Origin of the sequence: Halopiger xanaduensis SH-6 (assembly GCF_000217715.1) — an archaeon.
Lineage (GTDB): Archaea > Halobacteriota > Halobacteria > Halobacteriales > Natrialbaceae > Halopiger > Halopiger xanaduensis.
The window spans coordinates 1,811,642-1,833,941 of record NC_015666.1 but is presented as its reverse complement, the minus strand read 5'-3'; the positions used below and the strand labels follow the sequence as shown (position 1 = coordinate 1,833,941).

Below are 22,300 nucleotides of genomic sequence, written 5' to 3'. Positions count from 1 at the left end.
TTAATCTATCCGTTCAGCGAGGCGACTCGATCGTCTCGAGGACCCGCTCGGAGAACTCGAGTTCCGAGAGGTCGTCGCCGAGGCGGTCGAACCACTCGCCCTCGACGTGCCAGCGGCCCCGCAGGTCGCCGTCGGTCGTCAGCGACGTGACCTCGAGCTGTCCCGGCGTCCACTCGCGTTCGTCGGCGATCTCGAGGAGTGTGCGGACGACGGCGCCGACCTCGTCGCTCGTGACGACGTCGACCTCGGCGATGGTCTCGTACTCGAGGCGGACGTCGGTGCCGTCCCCGGCGGCGATCGGCTCGCCGTCCGGCTCGTGTTCGTCCGCGAGTCGCTCCACCTCGTTCACGTAGATGCCGTGGCTCATCAGTCGGTTCTCGAGCGCCACTCCGACCGGTCGCTCGTCGGACCCGGCGTCGGACTCGGTCATAACGGGCAGTTCGACGAGCGGAGAGAAAAGTGGTCGGTTACCACACCTCGTGCAGCGCCGCCGAGTCGGCGGAGCGGCGAACGGACGTCGCCGATCAGAGCGGGTCGACGAGGTCCTCGAGCGCCGCCCGCGGGTCGTCGGCCTTCGCGACGCCGCTGGCGAGTAGAACGCCCTCGGCGCCGAGGTCGCTCGCAGCGACGACGTCGTCGCCGGTGCTGATCCCGGCGCCACAGAGGACGTCCACGTCGTCGTCGACGTTCGCCGCGGCGTCGACGGCGTCCTCGACGATATCGGGGTCGGCCTGGCTGACCGGCGTCCCGGTCCCGATGAGTTCCGGCGGCTCGACGGCGACGGCGTCCGGCCCGAGCGCGGCGGCCGCGCCGATCTGTGCGGGGTTGTTCGCGCAGACGATCGTCTCGAGGTCGGCCCGCTGGGCCGCCCGAACTGCACCGTCGATGTCGGCGAGTTTCAGCCGCTGTTCGGAGTGGTTGATCAGCGTCCCGTCGGCGCCGGCGTCGGCGACCGTCTCCGCGAGGGTGTGGCCGGTGTTGCTGCCGTAGTCGATCGGATCGACGTGCTGGGCCCACGTCTCGGCGCCCGTCTCGGCGACGCGCTCGAGGTGGGCCGCCTGCGGCGCGACCGCGATGCGCGCGTCGGTTTCTTCGTCGACGTCGCGGACCGCCGCTGCAACCTCGAGCGGGTCGCAGGGGTAGGTCTTCAGGTTAACGAGAACGAACATACCTGCAACGGCAGTCGCCGGTAAGAAATAGCTTGCGAGTCGTCACTGTGCCGGTCGCATATCGGCGCGCTCCTCGAGTCGCGGGTCTCGGGTTACGAGTCTGTAGCCGCCCGCTGTCAGTCGACGCCGCTTAGCAGCCGCCGGCTACGCGTAGCGGCCTCAGTCCTTCCGCTTGACGACGTCGCCGAGCGTGTAACTCCCCGACGAGGAGCCGCCCGACCACTCCGAATCGTCGCCGGAACTGCCCTCGGCGCTCAGGTCGATCTCGAGGAACCGCTCGAGCTTCGACTGGACGCGGTCGCTCGGAAGGGTGTCGCCGCGCTCGATCTTGCGGATGAGACTCGCCTTCTCGTTGAGCTCGTTCGCGAGGTCGGACTGGCTGAGCCCCTTCTGCTCGCGGGCCGTCCGGACGCGCTCGTCGTAGTCGGTCGCGAGCTCGTCCATGTCGTCGAACATGTCCGACCGGCGCTGACTCGAGGAACTGGAGGAGCTGGAACCGGTGCCACCGGTCGACGAACTGTCCCCGGAACTGGAAGACGAGGAGGACGAACTCGAGCCGGTCGAGTACTTCGTCGACGAGCCGGAGCTCGAGGTCTGCCTGACTTCAGTGCCGAAGTCGGTGCAGTCGGCGCACACGTCGAGCTTCGCGCCCTCGACTTTGATGGTCTTCGGAGACGACGTCTCGGCGCCACACATCTCGCACTGAACCATGGGAGTAGCTATAGCCCGGCGAGCTATAAAGCATGCGGCGTTCCCTGGCTCGAAAAAACGGCGGCGCGGCCCCGCGTGGACCCCGATCGCGATTGCAGGGCCGCTCAGTCGAGCGCCGACCAGGAGTAGGCAAACCGCTGGAGCGCGGTCAGGTGGCCGACGACCGCGAGGAAGACCAGCAGCCAGCCGACGATCGTGAGCCCGGCGGGGGCCGCGCCCTCGAGCGGGTAGGCGAGGAAGCCGACGACCCCGATGATCGCCAACCGGTCCGCGCGACCGACGAGCCCGCCGTAGACGCGGTCGAGGCCGACCGCCTGGGCCTGGGTCCCCAGGTACGAGGTCATCACGACCCCGGTGACCGCGAGAAAGCCGAGCAGGTAGTGCTCGATGCCCGCCGCGAGCCCGGCGATGACGACGATGTCGGCGTAGCGATCGAGGACGTGATCCAGCAGGTCCCCCGCCGAGGAAGCGCTCTCCTGCTCGCGGGCCAAGGCGCCGTCGACGATGTCCAGCCAGCCGTTCAGGAAGACCAGCGCCGCCGCGACGACGTACCAGACCGGCGACGCGTGCCCGCCCAAGAAGAAGGCGACGGCGGCCAGGACTGCCATCCCGAACGCGATGACGCTCACCCCGTCGGGCGTCAGGCCGATTCGGTCGAATCCCCGCACGAACGGGTCCAGAAACCGCGAGACGTACGGCCGAAGCTGATCGAGCGTCATCCGAGATACCCCACGAAGTCGACCTCGCCGGCGCTCGGTTCCCGCTCTCCAGTGACGACCGCCTCGAGCGCGTCCGCCACGTCCTCGGGCTCGCGGTCGGTCGTGTCGACCTCGTAGATCGACTCGAGGCCGTGCTGCTCGGCGGCCTCCGAGAGGATGACGTCGAGCGCCTCGCTCTCGGCGTTCTCCCGCGCTTTGGCTTCGGTTTCCCCCCGCTCGAGCAGGCGCTCCTCGAGCGCCGCCGGCTCGCAGCGGAGGACGGCCACGCGGTCGGCGTCGAAGTGGTGCGCGAGGTGCGATTCGATCACGGCCTCGTCCCGATCCTCGAGCCAGTCGGCGAGCGCATCGAGGTCGGCGATCTTGCTCTCTCTGTCGGCATCGACCTCGGTGTAGAGCCCTTCGTCCTCGAGGACCCGGTTGAGGTGTACCACCTCGAGGTCGGGCAGGGAGTCGTCCTCGGCGAGTCGCTCCTCGAGCAGTTCGGTCGCGGTCGTCTTTCCGGTGCCGGGCGTTCCCGTGATGGCAACCCTCACGTGTCGGGCACCTCCGCTTCGGTGGTCGCGTCGCCGGCATCCGGCTCGACGTCTAAATCCGCGAGCACCGCGTTGCACGTCTCGACGGCGCGCTCGGTTTCCTCCTCGGTGCCGCAGGTAATCCGGATACAGCCCGGCAGACCGAAGCTCGAGCAGTCCCGGACGATGACGCCGCGCCGTTGCATCTCCTCGGCGACCGCCGCAGCGTCGCCGACCTCGACGAGGACGAAGTTGCCCTCGCTGTCCCAGACGTGAGCATCGATGTATTCGCGCATGTACGCGCGGGCGTCGCGGGCCGTCTCGACGGTCCGCTCGACGTGTTCCTCGTCGTCGATGGCTGCCAGTCCGGCCCGGCAGGCGATTTCGCTGGCGGCGAAGGGGGTGTTCACGCGGGCGTAGGCGTCGGCCCACTCCTCGGGGACGACGGCGTAGCCGAGTCGCACGCCGGCCAGCCCGTAGGCCTTCGAGAACGTTCGCAAGATGGCGACGTCGTCGCGGGCGTCGAACCCGTCTCGGCCCTCGATCAGCGCGAGGGCGCTGTCACGGTCGGCGAACTCGCCGTAGGCCTCGTCGACGACGATCAGCGTCTCGTCGCTCGTCTCGTCGGCCAGCCGCTCGACTTCCTCGAGCGGAATCGTCGACCCCGACGGGTTGTGCGGGCTGGTCAGGAAGACGATCCGATCCCGGTCGGCGTCGTAGTGCTCGAGAACGGCGTCGGCGTCCTGGGCGAAGTCGTCGGCCTTCGAGAGCTCGTACTCGCGGACGTCGCCGTGGTGGTACCGGGCGCTCATCCCGTAGTAGGCGAAGCCCGGTTCGGGGACGAGGACGGCGTCGTCGGGCTCGAGCATCGCCCGGTGGAGGTAGTCGAGGGCCCCGTCGCCGCCGTTGGCGAGCCAGACCTGCTCGTCGGCGACGTCCCACCGCTCGGCGACCGCCTCCGTGAGGTCGGCGTGGGCGGCCTTCGGATAGGAACTGACGCTCGAGGCGGCCTCGCGGATGGCCACGGCGGCCGCCGGCGAGGGCCCGTGCGGGTTCTCGTTCGAGGCGAGTTTGACGAACTCCGAGGGGTCCCGGTCGAGTTCCCGGGCGACCTCCTCGATGCCTCGACCCGCCTCGTATGCGACGTGATCGGACAGGTCGCGCGGTTGCATACGCCAACCCAGTCCGTCGCGGCTCTTAAGCGTGCTTACCTGTCCCGGCGCGGTCGTGGCGTCGATCAGCGGTCCTGACCAACCTCGGGGCACCGCCGCCCGCCTTGCATATGCGCTGGACACATTCATACCGGCAGCAGTGAGAACACTCCATGACGCTGTGGCGGACGGTAGCATCCGAAACCGTCGAACTGCCGTCAGAATTCGCGCGGAGTGGCGCACGATCAACCGAACAACCTGAACCGACGGACAAATGAGCGAGCTCCCCCCACGAACGACACTCAAGCGGTGGCTAGTCACGACCAACCACAAGGACGTCGGCATCCTCTACATAGTGACGGCGCTGTTTTTCTTGCTGTTCGGCGGCATCATGGCGCTGCTGTTCCGGGTCCAACTCTGGCAGCCCGGCGGACTCGGGATTCTGGACGGCATGGAGTACAACCAGGCCGTGACGAGCCACGGATTGCTGATGGTGTTCTGGTTCCTCTCGCCGATCGCGACCGGCTTCGCGAACTACTTCGTGCCCCTCCAGATCGGGGCGAACGATCTCGCGTTCCCGCGGTTGAACGCGATGAGCTACTGGTTCTACCTCTTTTCCGGAGTGCTGTTCGCGATCTCGTACTTCCAGGGCCACACGTTCGCCGGCGGCTGGACGATGTACGCGCCGCTGAACGTCCCGATGTACACGACGGCGATGGAGGCCGCCATCGGCGGCAACGCGGCTATCCTCGCGACGATCCTGTTCGTCCTCTCGGTCACTATCGGGACGGTGAACTTCCTCACGACGATCCACCGCTCGCGCGCCGAGGGGCTCGGCCTCTGGAACATGCCGCTTTTCACCTGGTCGTGGCTGCTGACCGTCTGGATGATGCTGTTCGCGTTCTCCGCGCTGCTCGCCGCCCTGTTGCTCCAACTGAGCGACCGACTGCTGCTCACGCAGTACATGGCCACCGACGAGGGCTCGAGTCTCCTGTGGGCGCACCTGTTCTGGTTCTTCGGCCATCCGGAGGTCTACATCGTCTTCTTCCCCGCGCTGGGGATCATGTTCGAGACGTTCCAGACGTTCACCGGTCGCCGGCTGGTCGGCCGCAAGTGGGTCATCATCGCGATGGTCCTCGTGGCAGTCCAGTCGTTCCTCGTCTGGATGCACCACATGTTCCTGACGACCATCAACCTCGAGATCAAGACGCTCTACATGGCGACGACCATCGGGATTTCGTTGCCGTTCGACCTGATGGTCTTCTCGCTGATCTATACGATGGTGAAGGGCCGCGTTCGGTTCACGACGCCGTTCCTGTACGCCATGGGTGCGCTCGTCCTGTTCATTCTCGGGGGAATTACCGGGGTTTTCCTCGGGGCGGTCGTGCTCGACTACGAGTTCCGCGGCACCTACTGGGTCGTCGCGCACTTCCACTACGTGATGGTCTCGGGCGTCACGGCTCTCGTCGGCGGGCTCTACTACTGGTGGCCGAAGTTAAGCGGCAAGATGTACGACGAAACGTTGGGCAAACTCAGCTTCGCGATTTACTTCGTCGGCTTCAACCTGCTGTACTTCCCGATGTTCCTCGCCTGGGAGACGCCCCGCCGCGTCTTCGAGTACCCCGAGAGCTACCAGCTCTACCATCAATCCGCGACGGTCGGCGCGTTCGTCTTCGCGCTCTCGTTCCTGCTTACGTTCTACACGCTCGGGAAGAGCTGGTTTACCGGCCCCACGGCGCCGAACAATCCCTGGAAGTTCTCCCGGACGGCCGAGTGGGCAATCCCCTCGCCGCCGCCGCTCGAGAACTGGGACGGCCGGCCGAGCTACGCGAGCGGCCGCCTCGAGTTCGTCGACGACGCGGCCGCGGACGGCGGCGTCGTGACGGCGGACGTCGAGCAGGAACAGCACGCCGACCACGCGAGCATCTGGCCGTTCGGCATCGGAATCGGCGTTTTCGTCCTCTTCCTCGGCCTCTCGGGGATCACGCCGTACCTCGTCAACTTCGCCGAGGCGCGCGGCCACTCCGTCCCCGGGACCGGTGCCGAGCCGAACATCGCCTATCCGCTGATCGCGGTCCTCGGCGTGGCGATCCTCGGATACACGCTGTTCGAGTACGGCCGTGAACGCTTCAACGCGCCCGATATGGCGATCGCCGAACGCTGGCCGTTCGGCGGTGTCGGGACCACGAAGCTCGGCGTCTGGTTCTTCATCGCCTCCGACGTGATCGTCTTCGGGGCCGCCATCGGCGCGTTCGTCTTCCTGCGGCTCCACACCGGGTGGGAGAACTGGGAGACGATCCCGCCGTCGTCGACCGTCGGCCTGATCAACACCTACGTGTTGCTGACCTCGAGTTTCACGGTCGTCCTCGCGCTCGTCATGGCCGAACGCGAGAACAAGCGGGGCCTCCTCGCGTCGCTGGGCGCGACGCTGCTGCTCGGGCTCACGTTCCTCGGCGTGAAGGGCTGGGAGTGGAGCTACGAGTTCTCCCACGGGATCTACTGGTTTACCAACCTCCACGACTCGGTCTATTTCGTGACGACCGGGCTGCACGCGCTCCACGTCATCTTCGGGCTGCTCATCGCCGGATTCATGATCTACCGGGTCGCGTCCGTCGACGCCTACCTCGAGGACCACCGGCCGGTGGAGTTCTTCGGGCTCTACTGGCACTTCGTCGACATCGTGTGGGTGTTCCTGTTCCCGCTGTTCTACCTGATGTAGCCGTCGCGTGGCGGGAACCGGGGCCGCTCTTTTTCGTCGGTAGGCCGCTGCCGGACGACGCTGCCGCATCGCGTCCGTTTTCCACCTCGAGTCTCGTACGCGTACGCTGACGTCGCATGGAACGCCACCCCCGGTCGTCCCGCCGCGCATACGCCCTCGTCGTCGCCGGGACGCTGAGCTACCTCCTGCTCATGTTCGTCTGGTTCTCGCTGCCGGCGTACCTCTCGACGATCATCGCCGAGGTGGGGTTGACGGGGACCCAGGCCGGCGTGCTGACGGGGGCGGTGCCGCTGACCTACATCCCGCTCGCACTGGCCACCGGACTCGCGGTCGATCGAATCGGCCCCGGACGGATCATCGGCGCCGGCGTGTTGGTCTACGGGACGGGACAGATCGGCCGGAGCGTCGCACCCGACTTCCCCGCGCTGCTGGCCTGCACGATCCTGATCGGCGTCGGCGCGACGACGATCACCTTCGGGCTCCCGAAGCTCGTCTCGGTGCTGTTTCCGCCCGCGAAGACCGGCCGTCCGTCGGCGATCTACCTCGTCGGCGCGTCGACGGGCTCCGCGCTCGTCTTCGGCGTCGGCCGGCCCGTCATCGGTCCCGCGCTCGGCGGCTGGCGTCCACTATTCTTCTGGAGCGGCGTCGTCGCGATCTGCTACGGGCTTGCCTGGCTCGCCCTCGTCCGCCGAACCGAACTGGACGGCGCGGCCGACGACGTATCCTTCGCCCTCGAGTCGATCGCTAGCGACCTCCGGCTGGTGCTCACCCACCGCGAACTGCAACTGGTCGTCGTGATCGGAACGATGTACCTGCTGCTCAACCACGGCATGCAGGGGTGGCTCCCGACGATCCTCGAGTCGCGGGGCCTCTCGGCGGGACTGGCGGGACGGGCGACCAGCCTCCTCATCGGCGCCTACGTCGCCGGCATCCTCTCGGTCCCCGAACTCGCCGACCGGTTCGGGACGCGGCGGCTCGCGCTGACCGGCTGCGGCGCACTCGCCTGTCTCGGTGTCACGGGCGTGACCGTCGGCGGGACGAGCGCGCTGGCGGTCGCCGGGATCGTCGCGACCGGCGTCGGCACCGGCGGCATCTCGCCGCTCGTCCGCGCGATCCCGCCGGATCTCGAGGGGATCGGCCCGCGGCTGACCGGCACCGCGGTGAGTTTCATCTTCGCCGTCGGCGAGATCGGCGGCTTCCTCGGGCCGGTGCTCGTCGGCACGCTCCGGGACGCGACCGGCTCGTTCGGCCCCGGACTCGCGATCCTCGCCGGCGGCGCGCTGGTCGTCGTCCTGGCCGGGGCCGCGTTGCGAGCGCTCGACTCGTAGCCGAGCGCCGGACCCCCGTCGTTCAGAGTTAAAACGCCGACCGGATCCGGCCCGAACTCGAGTCTCCCGCGTCCGACCCCGAACCGTTGAAGGGACTGCCCCCGAACACTCGCGTATGGCGACGGAGTACACGGGGACGATCCTCCGCGGCAGCGAGTTCGATCCCGTCGAGGGCCGACTGGTCGTCGACGAGGACGGTCGCATCGAGGCTATCGAAGAGGCGTCGGTCGACGGGGCCGACATCATCCTCCCGGCGTTCATCAACGCCCACACCCACATCGGGGACTCGATCGCGAAGGAGGCCGGCCGCGGCCTCTCCCTCGAGGAACTGGTCGCGCCGCCGGACGGCCTCAAACACCGCCTGCTGCGCAACGCCGATCGCGAGGAACTGGTCTCCGCGATGCGGACCTCGCTGCGGTTCATGCAACAGGGCGGCACGGCCGCCTGCCTGGACTTCCGCGAGGGCGACGTCGAGGGCGTCGAGATGCTCGAGGACGCCCAGGACGGCCTGCCGATCGACGCGCTATCGTTCGCCCGCGGCTCCATCGAGGCGATGGAAGCCGGCGACGGCTTCGGCGCTAGCGGCGCCAACGACGACACCTTCGACGAGGAGCGCGCCGCCACACGCGAGGCGGGCAAACCCTTCGGCATCCACGCGGGCGAGGTCGACGAGAGCGACATCGACCCCGCGCTGGATCTCGAGCCGGACTTCCTCGTCCACATGGTCCACCCGCAGCCGGCCCACCTCGAGCGCCTCGAGGACGATCCGGTGCCGATCGTCGTCTGTCCGCGCTCGAACCTCGTCACGGACGTCGGGCTCTCTCCCTACTCCGAACTGAACGAGCTGACGACGCTTGCGCTCGGGACGGACAACGTGATGCTCAACTCGCCGTCGATGTTCCGGGAGATGGAGTTCCTCGCGAAGCTCTCGGATCTGACGGCCGACGAAATCCTGCGGATGGCCACCGTCAACGGCGCCGAAATCGCCGACCTCGACTACGGCGTGCTCGAGGCCGGCAAGGAGGCCCGCCTGCTGGTGCTGGACGGCGGGACGAACAACCTCGCGGGGGCGCGCGACCCCGTCCGAGCGGTCGTCCGTCGGGCCGGCGTCGACGACGTAAAAGAAACCGTACTCGAGCCCGAATCGCGGTAGCGGCTGGTCGACTACCTAGCGGCACCATCGGATAGCGAGGTCGCAGCACCTATCCGACACAACTGTTATTATTCCTTCATGACCCGGGAATTGGGCTCCCGCGCCCGAGCGCTGGCACTGCCTTACTACGCGGACGCGCTCCCGGCGCACGATCGGTTCCACGCCGGACGCGTCCACGACGTGGCGCTGCGACTGGCCGACGAGTGCGAGGAGCCCGTCGATCGGGACGTGCTCGCCGCCGCCGCGTGGTTCCACGACGCGGGCCGGCCGCTCGAGCGAGCCGGCGAAATCGACGACCACGCCGCGTGGGGCGCCACGGAGGCGAAAGCGCGGCTCGAGCGCGAGGTCGAGGCCGCGTCGGCGGACCGGATCGCAGCCGTCGAACGTTGTATCCGCGCTCACAGCATCCGAGCGTCGTCGCCGGAGCCGGAGACGCTCGAGGCGAAACTGCTCTTCGACGCGGATAAACTGGACGCCGCCGGGGCGCGCGGACTCGTTCGACTGGCCTGTATCGTCGGCGAACGATCGGGACGGGCGAACGAAGCGTACGCGGTGATCGACGACGCCGCAGCGACCGCAGCGACCGACGCGGGGTCGTCCGATCGACCGGACGTTACGCTCCTTCGGGAGTGGGCGCGAGAGCGGCTAGACGCGCTGTACACCTCGCCCGGCCGCCGCGTCGGCGAGTCCCGGTGGCAGTTCATGGAGGAGTTCTTCGCACAGTTCGCGCGAGAACTCGAGGGATCAGAAGGGAGCGCGCAGCGGTGAGTCGTAGTCGAGACGACCACAGTAATACTGCTCGAGTCCGGACGCCAGCGTATGGACATCTTCTTCAGCGGCTCCATCCGCGGCGGCCGCGACGACGTCGACCTGTACGCCGAACTCATCGACCTCCTCGAGCGCCACGGCACGGTCCTCACCGAACACGTCGGCACCGAGGACGTCGAGGAGAAGGAGGCGGAAGCAGGGCTCACCGACGGCGACATCCACGATCAGGACGTCGCCTGGCTCCGGCAGGCGGACGGCGTCGTCGCCGAGGTCACCACGCCCAGCCTCGGCGTCGGCTACGAAATCGGCCGCGCGGTCGCGTGGGAGAAACCCGTCCTCTGTCTCTACCGTCCCGACGCGGAACACGACCTGTCCGCCATGGTCCGCGGCAACGACGCCGTCGAACTCCTCGAGTACCGGCGTCCGGCCGACGTGGCGGACGCGCTCGAGGAGTTCCTCCAACGGCACCGGTAGCCGGTTTAGTACGGCCCGCCGGCGGTTCGGTAGGCCGATCGCCAGCCCGTCAGATCGTCGGACCGTACCTATCACCCCGACAGACGTTCCGTCGGGCCCACGACAACGTTATTATAGACAGAGTGCGAATCGTTATCATATTCCATGTACGATTGCATTCTCGTTCCGACCGATGGATCGCCGGAGGTCGAGCGCGCCCTCGAGTACGCGTTCGACCTCGCGCGAGCCCACGACGCGACGATCCGTGCGGTCTACGTCGTCAACGCCGCGGGCTACGGGGGGCTGCCGATGGAGACCGCGTGGGAGGGGATCAGCGACGCGCTCCGCGAGGAGGGCCGATCGGCCGTCGAGCGAGCCGAAGAACTCGCGCCCGAGGATATCGACGTGGAAACGAAGGTGCTCGAAGGCTCGCCCAGCCGCGTCATCGTGCAGGAGGCCTCGCCCGGCGAGTGCGACCTCGTCGTGATGGGCACGCACGGCCGCGGCGGCATCGACCGGCTCCTGCTGGGCAGCGTCACCGAGCGGGTCGTCCGGCGCTGCGACGTCCCGGTGTTGACGGTGCAGGTCGATCCGGACGTTCCGGACGAAGCCGAAGGGGAACCGCAGGTCGTCGTGGAGTAGGCGGATCCGGCGGCCGGTGGAATTACCTCGGGACGAGAATCGAACCTCCTTTTGACGGGCAGTCGTGCCAGTTCGGCGTCGCCGCTCGCCCGTAGCAGCAGATGGTCGCACAGGCGTCGGCTTTTGTCAGAAGATGCCGAGGTTCTGTCGGTCGTGCCGAACGCAGGGTGCGAATGCGGTATAGACTGCGGGGCGATCAGCGCAGAAAACCGAACGCTCAGCACGGGAGAGCGACATGCTGTCGGTTGGCACTATCTATGCTAGGCATTTAGGGCCGGCGTCCCACAGGCCCGACATGGCGTCTGAAGCAACGTTTACGGTACCGTCCGGCGAGTTCCCGCTCGGGAGCGTGTTCGAGAAGCATCCGGACGTGACGGTCGAACTCGAGCGCATTATCCCGGCCCAGGACGTGGTGATCCCGTACTTCTGGGTTCGCGGCACCGCCGTCGACGACATCGAGAGCGCGTTCGCCGACCATCCGGGTGTCGAGGAGATCCGATTCGTCGATTCCGTCGAGGACGAGTCGCTGCTGCGGGTCGAGTGGACGGTCGAATACACCGGCGTGTTGCAGACGCTTACGGAGACGGAAATCGCACTCATCAAGGCCACCGGCACGAGCCGGCAGTGGACGTTCGAGATCCGCGGCGACGATCGCCGGGCGATTGCGACCTTCCAAGACCGTTGTCGGGAGTTGGACATTCCGATTACGTTAACGGAACTCCACGCGCTCACGCCGGCGAAGGCGGAAGCGAAAAGCGGCCTGACTACCCCCCAGCAAGAAGCGCTGGCACTCGCCTACGACCGCGGCTACTTCGAGTCGCCGCGCGAAGTGACGCTGGCGGACCTCGGCGACGAACTCGACATCTCCTCGCAAGCCGTCGCGTCTCGCCTCCGTCGTGGAACGAAACACGTTCTCGAACGGACTCTATCCGAAGCATCTCATTCCGTCCCCTAAAAACGGGTTAGCTATTCAAAAATCAAACTCAACAATAGCAGCCGTCTTCTACCCACTAATGAGTGGAGACTCCGGCGACTTCGAGACGGTGCTCGAGTTGTGTCGAGATCGGCATCGTCGAGTAGTCCTCGCCGTTCTCATCGACGAACAACGGTCGCTCACGGTGAACGATCTCACGAAAACAGTGGTAAAACACGTCTCGCAGGCGTCGATAACCGAGGTGTCGACCGATGTCCTCGCGCAGATCCAGATTTCACTCCATCACGTTCACCTCCCGAAAATGACGGAGGCGGGGCTCATCGAGTACGAGCCGGAAAAAGGGATTATCGAACCGACGGCGAAGTTCGATCGGGTCAAGCCGCAACTGTCGACTCTCATCGAAGCCGATCCGGCGTTTGAAGCTCCGCTCGAGCTGTAAGCGCGGACGGTCCCTCGCTTAGTCGCGACCCGCAGCGGAGCGGTGGAGCGTCGCACGAACGAAAAGGAATGATCGGTCTGCAGTCGCACGTAACGGCTGATTCGGACGGTCAGTTCTGAACAGAACGCGCCGACCGTGCTGAATCCGTCCTACCGTTAGACGGGTCGCAAGTGTTCGCAATCGCCCGCCGACACCGTCGCGCGCTCACCGTCGTCCGTCTCGAGTACGAGCGCGCCCGTTTCAGTAATATCGACGGCGTCGCCGACGACCTCGCCCGCCGGCCGGTCGACCCGCACGCGCTGGCCCAGCGTCAGCGCGAGGTCGCGCCAGGCGGGGACGACCGCCTCGAGATCCGATCGAAGCGCATCGAACTCCTCGAGGAGTCGCTGGACGAACCGCCGACGAGTCACGTCGCCCGCCTCGTCGCGGACGCTGGTCGCGCCCTCCGGCAGAGAGTCGGCGTCGATATTCGCGTTGACGCCGATGCCGACGACGAGCCACGCGACGCGGTCGGTTTCGCCTTCCATCTCCGTCAAAATTCCCGCGAGCTTCCGGTAGTCGCCCTCGTCGCCGACCGGAACGACAACGTCGTTGGGCCACTTGATCCGGGCGTCGACACCCGCCTCGCGGGCCGCCCGCGCCGTCGCCACCGACGCCGCGAGCGTGTACAACGGTGCCCGGGCCGGTGCAATCGCCGGCCGATTCACGACGCTCGTCCAGATCCCGCCCGACGGCGCCGCCCACTCGCGCTCGAGGCGGCCGCGGCCGCCCGTTTGCTCGTCCGCGAGGACGACGACGTCCGACGCGCCCTCGACGGCCAGTTCCCGCGCGCGGTCGTTCGTACTGCCGATCGCGTCGTGGTACTCGACCGAAAACGGCGCCTCGAGATCGTACTCGACCGCTTCGCCGCCGAACTCGGGAACCGTGGCAAGTTCGTAGCCGCCGGGGCCGCTGTCGATCTCGAAGCCGGCCTCCCGTAGCTCGTCGACGTGCTTCCAGACGGCCGCCCGCGAAACCTCGAGCGACGCGGCCAGGTCGGGTCCCGAGACCGGCCCGTCCGCGATCGCCTCGAGGATCGCTCGTCGCGTCTCGTTCATAGGGGTGGGAGGGGAGCGCGCGCACTTGAATCGGCGGGATTACCGGCTGCGACGTCGCCGGCGCCGGCGGCCCGCTCGAGTCCCGGATCCCACCGTGGACAGCCAGCCCGGAGGACGGACCGCGTGCTACTGCGACGCCCAGTCGAGGTACCACCGGTACATCTGCACGATATCGGCCCGCTGCGCGTCGATGATGTCGGTCGCCATCTCCTCGACCGCCGGAGATTGGCCCTCCTGCAGTACGAGCTGCGAGAGCTGGATCGCGCCGCTGTGGTGGTTCGCGAACCGCTCGACGAACCGCAGATCGAACGCCGTCCCCTCGAGCGTGCGCAGGTACGCGAGTTCGTTCGGTCGGAGGTTACCGGGGATCGAGGTGACGAGATCCCTGACGGCGTCGAGGTCGACCTCGAGTAGCTGCCCCGGCTCGAGGCCGGCGTCGGTCAGTATCCGTTCGATCCGGTCGATCCCCTGGCGCTGATTTCGAATCACGGTCTGGGAGAACTCGCGCAGCGCGTCGTGGCCCGTCCGCTCGGGCACCAACTGGGCGGCTTCGATGCCGCCGCGGTGGTGGTAGGCCATCGTCTGAAGGAAGGTGACGTCGGCGAGGTTCAGGTCGGACCCGCTCGCGGCCGATCGGGTCCCCTTACTGTCGGCAGCGGCGGGTGCCGTTCCCGCCAGCCCGAGCGCGAGGCCGGCCGATGCGAGCGGTCCGTTCCGCAGGACCGACCGTCGCGTCGCGTCGTGCGTCTCGTCGGAATTCGTGTCGTCGGACATGAACAGCGGTTGCCCGTCCACCGAATCGGGGGATAATACTATCCAGTCCCACGAGATGCGATACGTTCCAACGACGGTGTGGTACGGATCGTCGGCGCTCGCCGTGATCGGATCGTTCGACCGGTCACTCCGGCGACCGGTCCCTCGACCGGCCGATCCGGACGCTTTTGCCGGTGGTTCCCGGAGGTTCGATCGGAGGTTGCTACGGGGTGACACACTCATGAAACTCGGGACGATCTGTACGACCTGCGGCGAGCGCATCGAAGAGAACGAACTCCAGTACTGCGAGACGTGCGGCCGGGGACTCCACGAACCGTGCCGGGAGTACGAGACGACCGTCGAGTGCCGGCGCTGCGGCGACGAACAGTGGATCGGCGCGGTCGAATTCTAACGTCGACTATTCTTCCGCTCGCAGTTCGCGCAGCTTCTCGCGGCCCGACGCGATCAGTTCGTCGAGGTAGGTCGCGAGCGTTCCCTTGGCGTCGGCGGGGTGGAGTTCGCCCGACTCGAGGTCCTCGGCGAGCGACTCGTAGGCCTCGTAGGTGAGGTCGCCACCGTACTTCTCTGGGCGTTCGACCGTGATCTCCTCGAAGCGCGGGAAGACGTGGTACTCGAAGAGTTCGAGGACGGGATTCTCGAGGTCGCCCTCCGGATCGCGGGTCGGCGGACAGTAGGCGGAGTTGACCTTCTCCTCGAGTTCGTCGGTGGAGTCCTCCATCGAGATGGTGACGCCCCCGCTCGAGGACATCTTGCCCTCGCCGCTGGTGAGGTCGGCGACGATGGGCGTGTGCAGCGCCGGTCGGACGTCGTAGCCCAGTTCGGGCAGTTCCTCGCGGGCGAGCATGTGGACCTTCCGCTGGTCGAGGCCGCCCACGGCGAGGTCCAGATCGAGGTACTCGATGTCCAGGGTCTGCATCAGCGGGTAGACGACGTGGCTGACCTTCGCGGTCTCGCCGCCCTGGATCTCGGCCATCGCGCGCTGGGCGCGGTTGAGCGTCGTCGACACCTCGAGTTCGTGCAGGTCGAGCACGTACTCCTCGTCGAGCTGGAACTCCGAGCCGTAGACGAACTCCGTCTGGTCCTCCTCGAGACCGTAGGCGATGAACTGGGCCTTCATCTGCTCGGCGGTGTCGCGAATCTCCTCGAACGTGCCCTTGTCGTTGAGGTAAGCGTGGACGTCCGCGAGCAGGACGACGACCTCCATGCCGGCCTCCTGGAGGTCGATGAGCTTGTTCGCCGTCAGCAGGTGCCCCAGGTGGAGTACGCCGGAGGGCTCGTAGCCGACGTAGGCGCGCTTGCCCTCGGGATCGGCGGCGAGTTCGCGCACCTCCTCGTCGGTCACGACCTCCTCGGCGTTGCGGGTGATCAGGTCGTAGGTATCCATTCTGTCTGAGTGGAATCAGCGGACGAATTTATGCCTTTGTGAACGTTGGTAGTGTACCGGACGGTCGCACACTCGCGCCGACGATCTCAGAACGGCGTCAGCGAGTCGACCCGATCGCGGGCCGTCCCCGCGAGGTAGCCGGTCGCCGCGCCGACGCCGGCGCCGACCGCGCCGCCGGCCGGTCCGGCGAGTCCGCCGACCTTGCCGCCGACTTTCGCTCCCTTCGCGGCTCCTTTCGACGCGTGCTCCGATCGCAGACACGGTGGCTCGAGCGATGGCATCGTCGGTTCGTTCAGCCCGAATATGAATAACTGTTGTCACCGACATCAGTACCGGTATCGATACCGGCCCGTGGCTGCTTGCCGAAGGCTCATTTGAACCACTCGCGTAGCGACCGATCGATGCTCGACTCGGAGGACTTGGTCAACGCCGTCCGGCGGAGCCTTCTCCCGCAACTGCACTACCTCTTTCGGGGCTCCTTCGGCGGCTACGCCGTCAGCCACACCACCGCCGCGGAGTACGCGCTGACCGCCCACTGCTCGGAAACGCGTCTCGAGAGGATCCTCGACGAGGTCGGCTTTTCCCGCAATCCGATCGCCTCCCTGAAGGTGCGAGTCGACGGCAACACCTCGGAGGGATCGTGGGTCTGGCGGCCGTCGCCGCTGGCCGACGGCCAGTTGCACGTCGTGCTCCACGCGCTGGAGGACGGGACCGGGGTGGACGTCTACGCCCACTGGGAGTACTCCTGGATTCGCCACCCCTACAAACACTACATCGCTCGCGGGTACGACGCCCGGATCGGCGTCCAACTGGCCCGCCGCTGGCTCACCAGCTACGGCAGGGGCGAACTCGCGGGCACCGAGGTCCCCTACGAGATCGACAGTTCGTTCTCTCGACGCGCGAGCGAAACCCTCTCACTGTCGTACTACCGGCTCGAGGATCTGATCGCGACGGTCGAAAACCGAGTCCCTCTGCTCGAGGACGTCTCGCTCGAGATCGACCGAACTGGGGATGACGACCTCTCCGCTTCGATCGTCGAGCGGTGAGAAATGCCGAACGGCCGAATTCGGCTCGGAAAAGGCCGATAACTACTAATTCGCTACGGTCACTCGTCTCCCGTTCGAGTTCGATCCGAAGTGTGGTGGTATCTCTCGGTGAGTCGCCACTCCTGGACGATTCGTGATATCGGCAATCGGTTCATTAACGATCGATAATCCGCCAATTCACTCGAGAAGCGGACCCTTTGATCCGTTCCCCTGCAGATCCGCAGGCTTACGGCCGTCGTCCCCCAACCTCCGCCGAATGGATCTCGTCGAGAAGTACCAGTCGGTCCTCGTCTTCGCGGCGATCCTCGGCGGCCTCGCCGTCGGCCAACTCCCCGGCGTTCCCGCAGCCGCGGACACCCTGATCCTCCCGATTCTGATGGTGATGCTGTTCGCCGCGTTCGCCGGAATTCCGCGCTCGCAGTTGCGCGCAGCCTTCGGTAACCGCCGCGTCGTCGGCTCGAGTCTGCTGGTCAACTTCGTCTGGAATCCGCTGCTGGCGCTCGGCCTCGGCGCGGTCTTTCTCCGCGACCACCCCGCGCTCTGGGTCGGACTGCTCATGCTGCTGGTCACGCCCTGTACCGACTGGTACCTGATTTTCACCGACATCGCGGACGGAAACGTGGCGCTGGCGACCTCGCTGTTGCCGTACAACCTCGTGCTCCAGCTGATCCTGCTGCCGGTCTACCTCTACCTGTTCGCCGGAGAGCTCGTCGATCTCCCGCTCGAGGTGTTACTCGAGAGCGTCGCGCTCGTGTTGGTCGTGCCGCTCGCGCTGGCGGGCTGCGTGCGCTGGGTACTGCTCCGCCGGCGCGGCACGGAGTGGTTCCGACGGCGCGTCCTCCCGAAGCTGAGTCCGCTGCAGATCGGCAGCCTCTGTCTCGCCATCGGCGCGATGTTCGCCTCGCAGGGCGAGGTCGTCCTCGAGCGTCCGGAACTCCTCGCGCTGCTCGCCGTGCCCGTGATCGGCTTCTACGCGATCAACCTCGCCGTCGGTTTCGGCGTCGGCCGCCTCCTGTCGTTCTCCTACGACGAGATGGTCTGTTTCAACAACACGATCCTCTCGCGGAACTCGCCGACCGCGCTGGCGATCGCGGTCGTCGCCTTCCCGGCCGAGCCGCTGATTCCGCTGGCGCTGGTCATCGGCCCGCTGCTGGAGCTGCCGCTGTTAGGCGTGATCGCACAAGTTCACCTTGTCGTCAGGAACCGCAACTGGTGGCCGCTCGAGCCGTCGACCCTACTCGAGCGGTAGGAGAAGAAGGGAATTTCCGTCTCGTCCGGAATCGAACCGCCCAGCGGCCGCTCTACAGCCCGTTCCGAATCCGCTCTTCGGCCGCCTCGAGCGCCGCCTCCCGGTCGAACGCCTCGACGATCGCCCGCACTTCCGACTCGTCGGCGTCCGCCAGCTCCCGCGCGTGCTCGGTCATGTTCGGCACGGCGCGGATGATGTTGTCGACGATCGGCACCTCGGCGACCTGCGGCGAACGCGACAGGGGGTTGAGGTCGATCACGATTTCGGTCTTGCCCATCGCCTCGAGCGCCTCCGCGCGGTCGCCGTCCTCGAGCGGCACGAGGACCACGTCGGCCGCGTAGATGCCCTCGGCGTCGACCTTCGCGCGCTGGTGGTCGAGGTTCGGGATGCGCGCGTCGGCCTCGAGTCCCTTCACGTCCTCGGCGCCGTGCTCGCGGAGGTGGTCGGCGATGGCCTCGAGCCGTTCCTCGGTGCGGTTGAAGAGGTTGACCTCGAGGTCGGCGCCGGTGGCGTCGGCGAGGTCGACCATCTCGCCGGGCACGAGGGCGGCGACGTTGCCGTTGATCGAGAGCACCGGCTTTTCGGCAAGCAGCAGGTGCGCGGCGGCGGCGCGTTCGGCCTCGTCGGCGCTGGGAATGGTTTCCTCGCCGAGCAGGTAGTCGAAGGCGCTACCCCGCCCCTCGGCGTGCATCCCCTGCAGGTGCGTAATCCCCTTCTCGACGCCCTTCTCGATCCGGTGACGGGTGAGCAGGTCCTGGTACCGCGGGTGGTCCTCCGGAATCTCCTCCTCCTCGTCGACGTCGGCCGAGACGGTGTCGTAGTCGCTCACGGCCGGTGTCTCGGGTCGGCTGCTAAAAAAGTCGACTGATTATCCGTTTCCGGTTCGAATCGCTCCGCTTGAACCGTCTACTCCGTGAAGGTAATCCACCCGTCCGGCGCGTGGGACTTCACGTCGTTCATCGCCTCGCGGGCCGCCGTCCGGCTCTCGTAGGTCTGCGTGCTCTCGGCCATCCGCGAGCCGTACTCGTCGACCAGCCGCCACACCCAGCCGTCCTCGTCCCGGTGCAGCTCGAAGGAGACGCTGTCGATCTCGAGGATGCTCGCGGCCTCGATCAGATCGCGCACCTGCTCGAGTCCCTTGCGGGCGGCCGCGTTCGACTCGTAGGTCTCGGTGCCGGTCGCGACCGGCCGGCCGTCCTCGTCGAGCAGCCGCCAGGACCAGCGGTCGTCCTCGTCGGCGACGAGTTCGAACGAGGCAACGTCGAAGTCGACGCGGCCGGCCATCGGCGCGAGTTGTTTGACCTCCTCGACCGTCGACAGCAGTTCGTCCTTCGTCGGCGCGGCGCCGGCTGCACTCGCGAGCACGTCTCGATCCGCGTCGACGAGATCCCAGCGCCAGGCGTCGGTTTTGGCCCCGCTGGCCGCCTCGTCGCCGCTGGCGTCGCGCTGGACGCGGATCACCGCGTCCTCGATCGCGAAGATCGGCGCTGCATCCGCGCGTTCGGTGAGCGCGGAGACGCGGCCGAGCGCGGTCTCGCGGCCCTCGTAGGTGACCGTCGCGTCCGCGAGTTCCTCGCGGTCGCGATCGAGCAGCCGCCAGCTCCAGTCGTCGGTGCCGGCGTCGTAGAGTTGCACCGTCACGTCGCCGATCGTACAGCGCTGGGCCGACGCGGCGGCGTCGCGGACGCTTTCCAGCCGATCGCGGAGTTCGTCTCGCGTCGCCGCACCGTCGGCGTCGACCGCGACCGTGTCACCCGACGGCAGCACGAACCGCCAGTGCCACTCCTCGTCGGCGTAGGGCTGGAAGATCGCGTCGTCCATCGTCCGCACCTCGGACTCGAGGTGCTCGAGCAGGCGGTTCATCGCGTCGCGAGCGGCGTCGCGGGTCGGGTGCGTCGCCGGATCCTCGGCGACGAGTTTGCCGCCTTCGTCGATGAGCCGCCAGCCCCACTCGTCGTTCTCGTCGACGAACAGCTCGAAGGCGGCGGTCTCGATCTCGAGGAGTTCGGCGTCGGGGGCCTGCTCCTTCAGCGTCATCATGGCCTCGGCGGCCTCGCTGCGGCTCGCGTGCTCCTCGCCGCTGTCCGCGAGGACGTTGCCGTCCTCGTCGATCAGCCGCCAGCGCCACTCGCCGGAGTCGGCCTCGTAGACCTGGAAGGCCGCCTCCTCGAACTCGATGAGGTCGGCCTCGCTGGCCTGTTCGCGGACCCGTTCGATCGCCGCCGTCGCGGTTTCGGCGTCGGCGTGGGGTTCGGTGCTCGCGGCGACGACCTCGCGGTCGTCGGTGACGAGCCGCCAGTGCCAGTCCTGCGTCGCGGGGCCGGCGCCGTCGGGATCGGCGCCGTCCGCAGTCGCCGTTCCGCCGTCGGTCGCCGTCGGCTCCTCGAGGACCGGCAGATCGTCGCCGTCGGACGACGACGGCGTCGTCGGCAGCTCCGAGGCGGGATACACTTCGTAGGCCGCATCGTCGATTTCGACGACGTCGGCGTCGCGGGCGTTCTCGGCGAACTGTTCGGTTTCCCGGGTCGTCTCCCCGTGGTCGGCGTAGCTTTCGGGACCGCGGGCGACGACGTGCTCGGACTCGTCGACGAGCCGCCATTCCCACTCCTCGTCGGACGTGTACTGTTCGTAGGTGGGGTCGCCGGACACCGTCACGGACGCCGAACTGAGTTCGGCGAGCAGCGTTTCGGCGGCTTCCTCGGCCCCGCGGCGCGTCTCGGCGGTGTCCGCTGCGGTCGCGATGACGGTATCCGTCTCGTCGACGAAGCGCCACGTCCAGCCGTCGCCGGTCTCGGCTTCGCGGAGTTCGACGCCGAAGTGCTCGACGTCCAGTACGCGCGCCTGTTCGAACCGTTCGGCGAACGTACGGGCGGCTTCCTCGGCGCTCGCCTGATCGTCGTGGCCGCGGTCGCTCGTCGCCAGCACCGCGTGCTCGTCGTCGACCAGTTGCCAGTACCACCGGTCCCGTTCCTCGGTGTAGGTGAACGCGGCCCCCTCGATTTCGATGATGTCCGCCTCGGGCCCGCGGTCTTTGAGGAAGCTGACGGACTCCTCGGCGCCGTCGCGGTCGTCGAACTCGCGGTCGCAGGTACCCACGACGCTACCGTCCTCGCGCGCGAGCGTCCACTGCCAGGTGCCGTCGCGGTCCTCGTAGAGTCGGAACGCCGACGTCGTCAGTTCCAGCAGCCCCGCGGAGCTGATCTGGGACTTGACGCGTTCGATCCCCTCTCGAGCGTCCGGGCGGGTCGCGGCGCTGCCCTCGCTCGTCGCCAGCGCCTCCCGGTGCAGGACGTTCCACTTCCAGTCGCCCTGCTCGTCGCGGAAGACGGCGAACTGCGCGTCCTCGAGCGCGTCGCCGGTGAGAATCGGCGGGTCTTCGGTCGTCCCTTCCTCCTCGACGAACAGCCCCTTCTGCCCGGTGAGCACGGGGACGAGCGCCGTTACGCCGGTGATGATCGCGATGCCCGTCGTGTAGACGCTGATGACTTCGACGTCGAGCCCCATCCCGAGGTGGCGCCAGTTGTTCGGGTAGACGACGCCGAACGCCGCGACGCCGACGAGAGCGACGAACAGTCCGACGACGCTGGCCTGAATGCCGCGCCTGCGCACCGGCAACATGAGTCCGATCCCGAACAGACAGATCGCCAGTCCCGCCGCCGACGTGACGCCGGTGACCCGGATTATCGGTTCTTCGCCGAAACTGCCGGCGTAGCCGACGACGAACGCCACGACGCCGGCCGCTCCGATGATGTACCCGAGAATGAACAGCCAGTAGCCGTAGACGTCCTTTCCCGAATCCGGTTCCCCGACGTAGTGCTCGTACAGCCGAAACAGGCTCCGGTGAAGTTCACTGCTGAATGACATTCGTAAATTCGAGTACATAACTCGAACGTATTATAATAAAGCTTCGGCCAATTGTTCGATTTATTACGGATATTCTTGCACGCATTCAGCCTCGAGAACGCGTTAGTCGGCTAAATTCCCAGATTTGATAATTGGACGGCACAGACGTAACGGAGTGCCGACAGAACGGGGACCTCGGTTCGGTCCCC

23 protein-coding genes are annotated in these 22,300 nt (G+C 67.1%); 11 read left to right on the top strand and 12 right to left on the bottom strand.

The window, feature by feature from the left end; translation table 11 throughout:
• Positions 1 to 13 precede the first annotated feature (13 nt).
• From HALXA_RS08960 to hisC, 6 genes are all read right to left on the bottom strand, one after another.
• Complete coding sequence (locus HALXA_RS08960) at positions 14 to 430, bottom strand: hypothetical protein (RefSeq protein WP_013880019.1); 417 nt, start codon at positions 428 to 430, stop codon at positions 14 to 16.
• 94 nt (positions 431 to 524) lie between these two features.
• On the bottom strand, positions 525 to 1,169 hold the full coding sequence (gene tpiA, locus HALXA_RS08955; RefSeq protein ID WP_013880018.1) for a triose-phosphate isomerase: 645 nt from the start codon (positions 1,167 to 1,169) through the stop codon (positions 525 to 527).
• Positions 1,170 to 1,328: 159 nt separating this feature from the next.
• Complete coding sequence (locus HALXA_RS21030; RefSeq protein WP_083822834.1) at positions 1,329 to 1,880, bottom strand: multiprotein bridging factor aMBF1; 552 nt, start codon at positions 1,878 to 1,880, stop codon at positions 1,329 to 1,331.
• Between the two features lie 104 nt (positions 1,881 to 1,984).
• Positions 1,985 to 2,599 carry a CDP-alcohol phosphatidyltransferase family protein gene (locus HALXA_RS08940; protein WP_013880016.1) on the bottom strand — a complete coding sequence of 205 codons (615 nt, stop codon included), beginning with the start codon at positions 2,597 to 2,599 and terminating at the stop codon, positions 1,985 to 1,987.
• Positions 2,596 to 3,132: an adenylate kinase family protein gene (locus tag HALXA_RS08935; protein ID WP_013880015.1), complete on the bottom strand. Its 537-nt coding sequence runs from the start codon at positions 3,130 to 3,132 to the stop codon at positions 2,596 to 2,598. The genes HALXA_RS08940 and HALXA_RS08935 overlap by 4 nt, the downstream gene beginning before the upstream one ends.
• Positions 3,129 to 4,283, bottom strand: a complete 1,155-nt coding sequence (hisC, locus tag HALXA_RS08930) for a histidinol-phosphate transaminase (RefSeq protein WP_013880014.1) — start codon at positions 4,281 to 4,283, stop codon at positions 3,129 to 3,131. The genes HALXA_RS08935 and hisC overlap by 4 nt, the downstream gene beginning before the upstream one ends.
• 253 nt (positions 4,284 to 4,536) lie before the next feature.
• Here hisC and HALXA_RS08925 point away from each other — a divergent pair, with 253 nt between their 5' ends.
• The 8 genes from HALXA_RS08925 (at position 4,537) to HALXA_RS08890 (ending at position 12,698) form a co-directional block, all read left to right on the top strand.
• On the top strand, positions 4,537 to 6,981 hold the full coding sequence (locus HALXA_RS08925) for a cbb3-type cytochrome c oxidase subunit I (protein WP_013880013.1): 2,445 nt from the start codon (positions 4,537 to 4,539) through the stop codon (positions 6,979 to 6,981).
• Between the two features lie 116 nt (positions 6,982 to 7,097).
• Complete coding sequence (locus tag HALXA_RS08920; protein ID WP_013880012.1) at positions 7,098 to 8,309, top strand: MFS transporter; 1,212 nt, start codon at positions 7,098 to 7,100, stop codon at positions 8,307 to 8,309.
• Positions 8,310 to 8,424: 115 nt separating this feature from the next.
• Positions 8,425 to 9,462: an amidohydrolase family protein gene (locus HALXA_RS08915; RefSeq protein WP_013880011.1), complete on the top strand. Its 1,038-nt coding sequence runs from the start codon at positions 8,425 to 8,427 to the stop codon at positions 9,460 to 9,462.
• A gap of 78 nt (positions 9,463 to 9,540) precedes the next feature.
• Complete coding sequence (locus HALXA_RS08910) at positions 9,541 to 10,230, top strand: HD domain-containing protein (protein ID WP_013880010.1); 690 nt, start codon at positions 9,541 to 9,543, stop codon at positions 10,228 to 10,230.
• 51 nt (positions 10,231 to 10,281) lie between these two features.
• On the top strand, positions 10,282 to 10,704 hold the full coding sequence (locus tag HALXA_RS08905; protein ID WP_013880009.1) for a nucleoside 2-deoxyribosyltransferase: 423 nt from the start codon (positions 10,282 to 10,284) through the stop codon (positions 10,702 to 10,704).
• Between the two features lie 144 nt (positions 10,705 to 10,848).
• Positions 10,849 to 11,325 carry a universal stress protein gene (locus HALXA_RS08900; RefSeq protein WP_013880008.1) on the top strand — a complete coding sequence of 159 codons (477 nt, stop codon included), beginning with the start codon at positions 10,849 to 10,851 and terminating at the stop codon, positions 11,323 to 11,325.
• Between the two features lie 295 nt (positions 11,326 to 11,620).
• Positions 11,621 to 12,280 (top strand): helix-turn-helix domain-containing protein, encoded by a 660-nt coding sequence (locus tag HALXA_RS08895; protein ID WP_013880007.1) that lies wholly within the window; start codon positions 11,621 to 11,623, stop codon positions 12,278 to 12,280.
• 58 nt (positions 12,281 to 12,338) lie between these two features.
• Positions 12,339 to 12,698: a DUF7344 domain-containing protein gene (locus HALXA_RS08890; protein WP_013880006.1), complete on the top strand. Its 360-nt coding sequence runs from the start codon at positions 12,339 to 12,341 to the stop codon at positions 12,696 to 12,698.
• 155 nt (positions 12,699 to 12,853) lie between these two features.
• Here HALXA_RS08890 and HALXA_RS08885 read toward each other — a convergent pair whose 3' ends face one another.
• Entirely contained in the window at positions 12,854 to 13,795 is a 942-nt protein-coding gene (locus HALXA_RS08885; protein WP_013880005.1) for a biotin--[acetyl-CoA-carboxylase] ligase, read from the bottom strand.
• 126 nt (positions 13,796 to 13,921) lie between these two features.
• On the bottom strand, positions 13,922 to 14,569 hold the full coding sequence (locus HALXA_RS08880; protein WP_013880004.1) for a DUF305 domain-containing protein: 648 nt from the start codon (positions 14,567 to 14,569) through the stop codon (positions 13,922 to 13,924).
• Between the two features lie 220 nt (positions 14,570 to 14,789).
• On the opposite strand from HALXA_RS08880, the gene HALXA_RS22060 reads away from it, so the two are divergent.
• Positions 14,790 to 14,960 (top strand): hypothetical protein, encoded by a 171-nt coding sequence (locus HALXA_RS22060; RefSeq protein WP_013880003.1) that lies wholly within the window; start codon positions 14,790 to 14,792, stop codon positions 14,958 to 14,960.
• Between the two features lie 6 nt (positions 14,961 to 14,966).
• On the opposite strand, the gene HALXA_RS08875 is transcribed toward HALXA_RS22060, so the two are convergent.
• The gene (locus tag HALXA_RS08875) at positions 14,967 to 15,953 is read right to left on the bottom strand and encodes a tyrosine--tRNA ligase (RefSeq protein ID WP_013880002.1); all 987 of its coding nucleotides are present in this window, start codon (positions 15,951 to 15,953) and stop codon (positions 14,967 to 14,969) included.
• An 86-nt stretch (positions 15,954 to 16,039) separates the two neighbouring features.
• Positions 16,040 to 16,234: a hypothetical protein gene (locus HALXA_RS08870; protein WP_013880001.1), complete on the bottom strand. Its 195-nt coding sequence runs from the start codon at positions 16,232 to 16,234 to the stop codon at positions 16,040 to 16,042.
• Between the two features lie 120 nt (positions 16,235 to 16,354).
• Here HALXA_RS08870 and HALXA_RS08865 point away from each other — a divergent pair, with 120 nt between their 5' ends.
• Together HALXA_RS08865 and HALXA_RS08860 are read left to right on the top strand one after the other, a co-directional pair.
• Positions 16,355 to 16,999: a hypothetical protein gene (locus HALXA_RS08865; RefSeq protein ID WP_013880000.1), complete on the top strand. Its 645-nt coding sequence runs from the start codon at positions 16,355 to 16,357 to the stop codon at positions 16,997 to 16,999.
• A 256-nt stretch (positions 17,000 to 17,255) separates the two neighbouring features.
• A complete protein-coding gene (locus HALXA_RS08860) occupies positions 17,256 to 18,248 on the top strand; it encodes an arsenic resistance protein (protein ID WP_013879999.1) in 993 nt (330 codons plus the stop codon).
• Positions 18,249 to 18,300: 52 nt separating this feature from the next.
• Here HALXA_RS08860 and HALXA_RS08855 read toward each other — a convergent pair whose 3' ends face one another.
• Positions 18,301 to 19,077, bottom strand: a complete 777-nt coding sequence (locus HALXA_RS08855) for a 4-phosphopantoate--beta-alanine ligase (protein WP_013879998.1) — start codon at positions 19,075 to 19,077, stop codon at positions 18,301 to 18,303.
• Between the two features lie 77 nt (positions 19,078 to 19,154).
• A complete protein-coding gene (locus HALXA_RS08850) occupies positions 19,155 to 22,112 on the bottom strand; it encodes a YegP family protein (RefSeq protein WP_013879997.1) in 2,958 nt (985 codons plus the stop codon).
• Positions 22,113 to 22,300: the final 188 nt, after the last annotated feature.

Coding starts and splice junctions, on each gene's coding strand:
- HALXA_RS08960 (WP_013880019.1), bottom strand. CDS start 430: ATGACCGAGTCCGACGCCGGGTCCGACGAGCGACCGGTCGGAGTGGCG.
- tpiA (WP_013880018.1), bottom strand. CDS start 1,169: ATGTTCGTTCTCGTTAACCTGAAGACCTACCCCTGCGACCCGCTCGAG.
- HALXA_RS21030 (WP_083822834.1), bottom strand. CDS start 1,880: ATGGTTCAGTGCGAGATGTGTGGCGCCGAGACGTCGTCTCCGAAGACC.
- HALXA_RS08940 (WP_013880016.1), bottom strand. CDS start 2,599: ATGACGCTCGATCAGCTTCGGCCGTACGTCTCGCGGTTTCTGGACCCG.
- hisC (WP_013880014.1), bottom strand. CDS start 4,283: ATGCAACCGCGCGACCTGTCCGATCACGTCGCATACGAGGCGGGTCGA.
- HALXA_RS08925 (WP_013880013.1), top strand. CDS start 4,537: ATGAGCGAGCTCCCCCCACGAACGACACTCAAGCGGTGGCTAGTCACG.
- HALXA_RS08920 (WP_013880012.1), top strand. CDS start 7,098: ATGGAACGCCACCCCCGGTCGTCCCGCCGCGCATACGCCCTCGTCGTC.
- HALXA_RS08915 (WP_013880011.1), top strand. CDS start 8,425: ATGGCGACGGAGTACACGGGGACGATCCTCCGCGGCAGCGAGTTCGAT.
- HALXA_RS08910 (WP_013880010.1), top strand. CDS start 9,541: ATGACCCGGGAATTGGGCTCCCGCGCCCGAGCGCTGGCACTGCCTTAC.
- HALXA_RS08905 (WP_013880009.1), top strand. CDS start 10,282: ATGGACATCTTCTTCAGCGGCTCCATCCGCGGCGGCCGCGACGACGTC.
- HALXA_RS08900 (WP_013880008.1), top strand. CDS start 10,849: ATGTACGATTGCATTCTCGTTCCGACCGATGGATCGCCGGAGGTCGAG.
- HALXA_RS08895 (WP_013880007.1), top strand. CDS start 11,621: ATGGCGTCTGAAGCAACGTTTACGGTACCGTCCGGCGAGTTCCCGCTC.
- HALXA_RS08890 (WP_013880006.1), top strand. CDS start 12,339: ATGAGTGGAGACTCCGGCGACTTCGAGACGGTGCTCGAGTTGTGTCGA.
- HALXA_RS08885 (WP_013880005.1), bottom strand. CDS start 13,795: ATGAACGAGACGCGACGAGCGATCCTCGAGGCGATCGCGGACGGGCCG.
- HALXA_RS08880 (WP_013880004.1), bottom strand. CDS start 14,569: ATGTCCGACGACACGAATTCCGACGAGACGCACGACGCGACGCGACGG.
- HALXA_RS22060 (WP_013880003.1), top strand. CDS start 14,790: ATGAAACTCGGGACGATCTGTACGACCTGCGGCGAGCGCATCGAAGAG.
- HALXA_RS08875 (WP_013880002.1), bottom strand. CDS start 15,953: ATGGATACCTACGACCTGATCACCCGCAACGCCGAGGAGGTCGTGACC.
- HALXA_RS08870 (WP_013880001.1), bottom strand. CDS start 16,234: ATGCCATCGCTCGAGCCACCGTGTCTGCGATCGGAGCACGCGTCGAAA.
- HALXA_RS08865 (WP_013880000.1), top strand. CDS start 16,355: ATGCTCGACTCGGAGGACTTGGTCAACGCCGTCCGGCGGAGCCTTCTC.
- HALXA_RS08860 (WP_013879999.1), top strand. CDS start 17,256: ATGGATCTCGTCGAGAAGTACCAGTCGGTCCTCGTCTTCGCGGCGATC.
- HALXA_RS08850 (WP_013879997.1), bottom strand. CDS start 22,112: ATGTCATTCAGCAGTGAACTTCACCGGAGCCTGTTTCGGCTGTACGAG.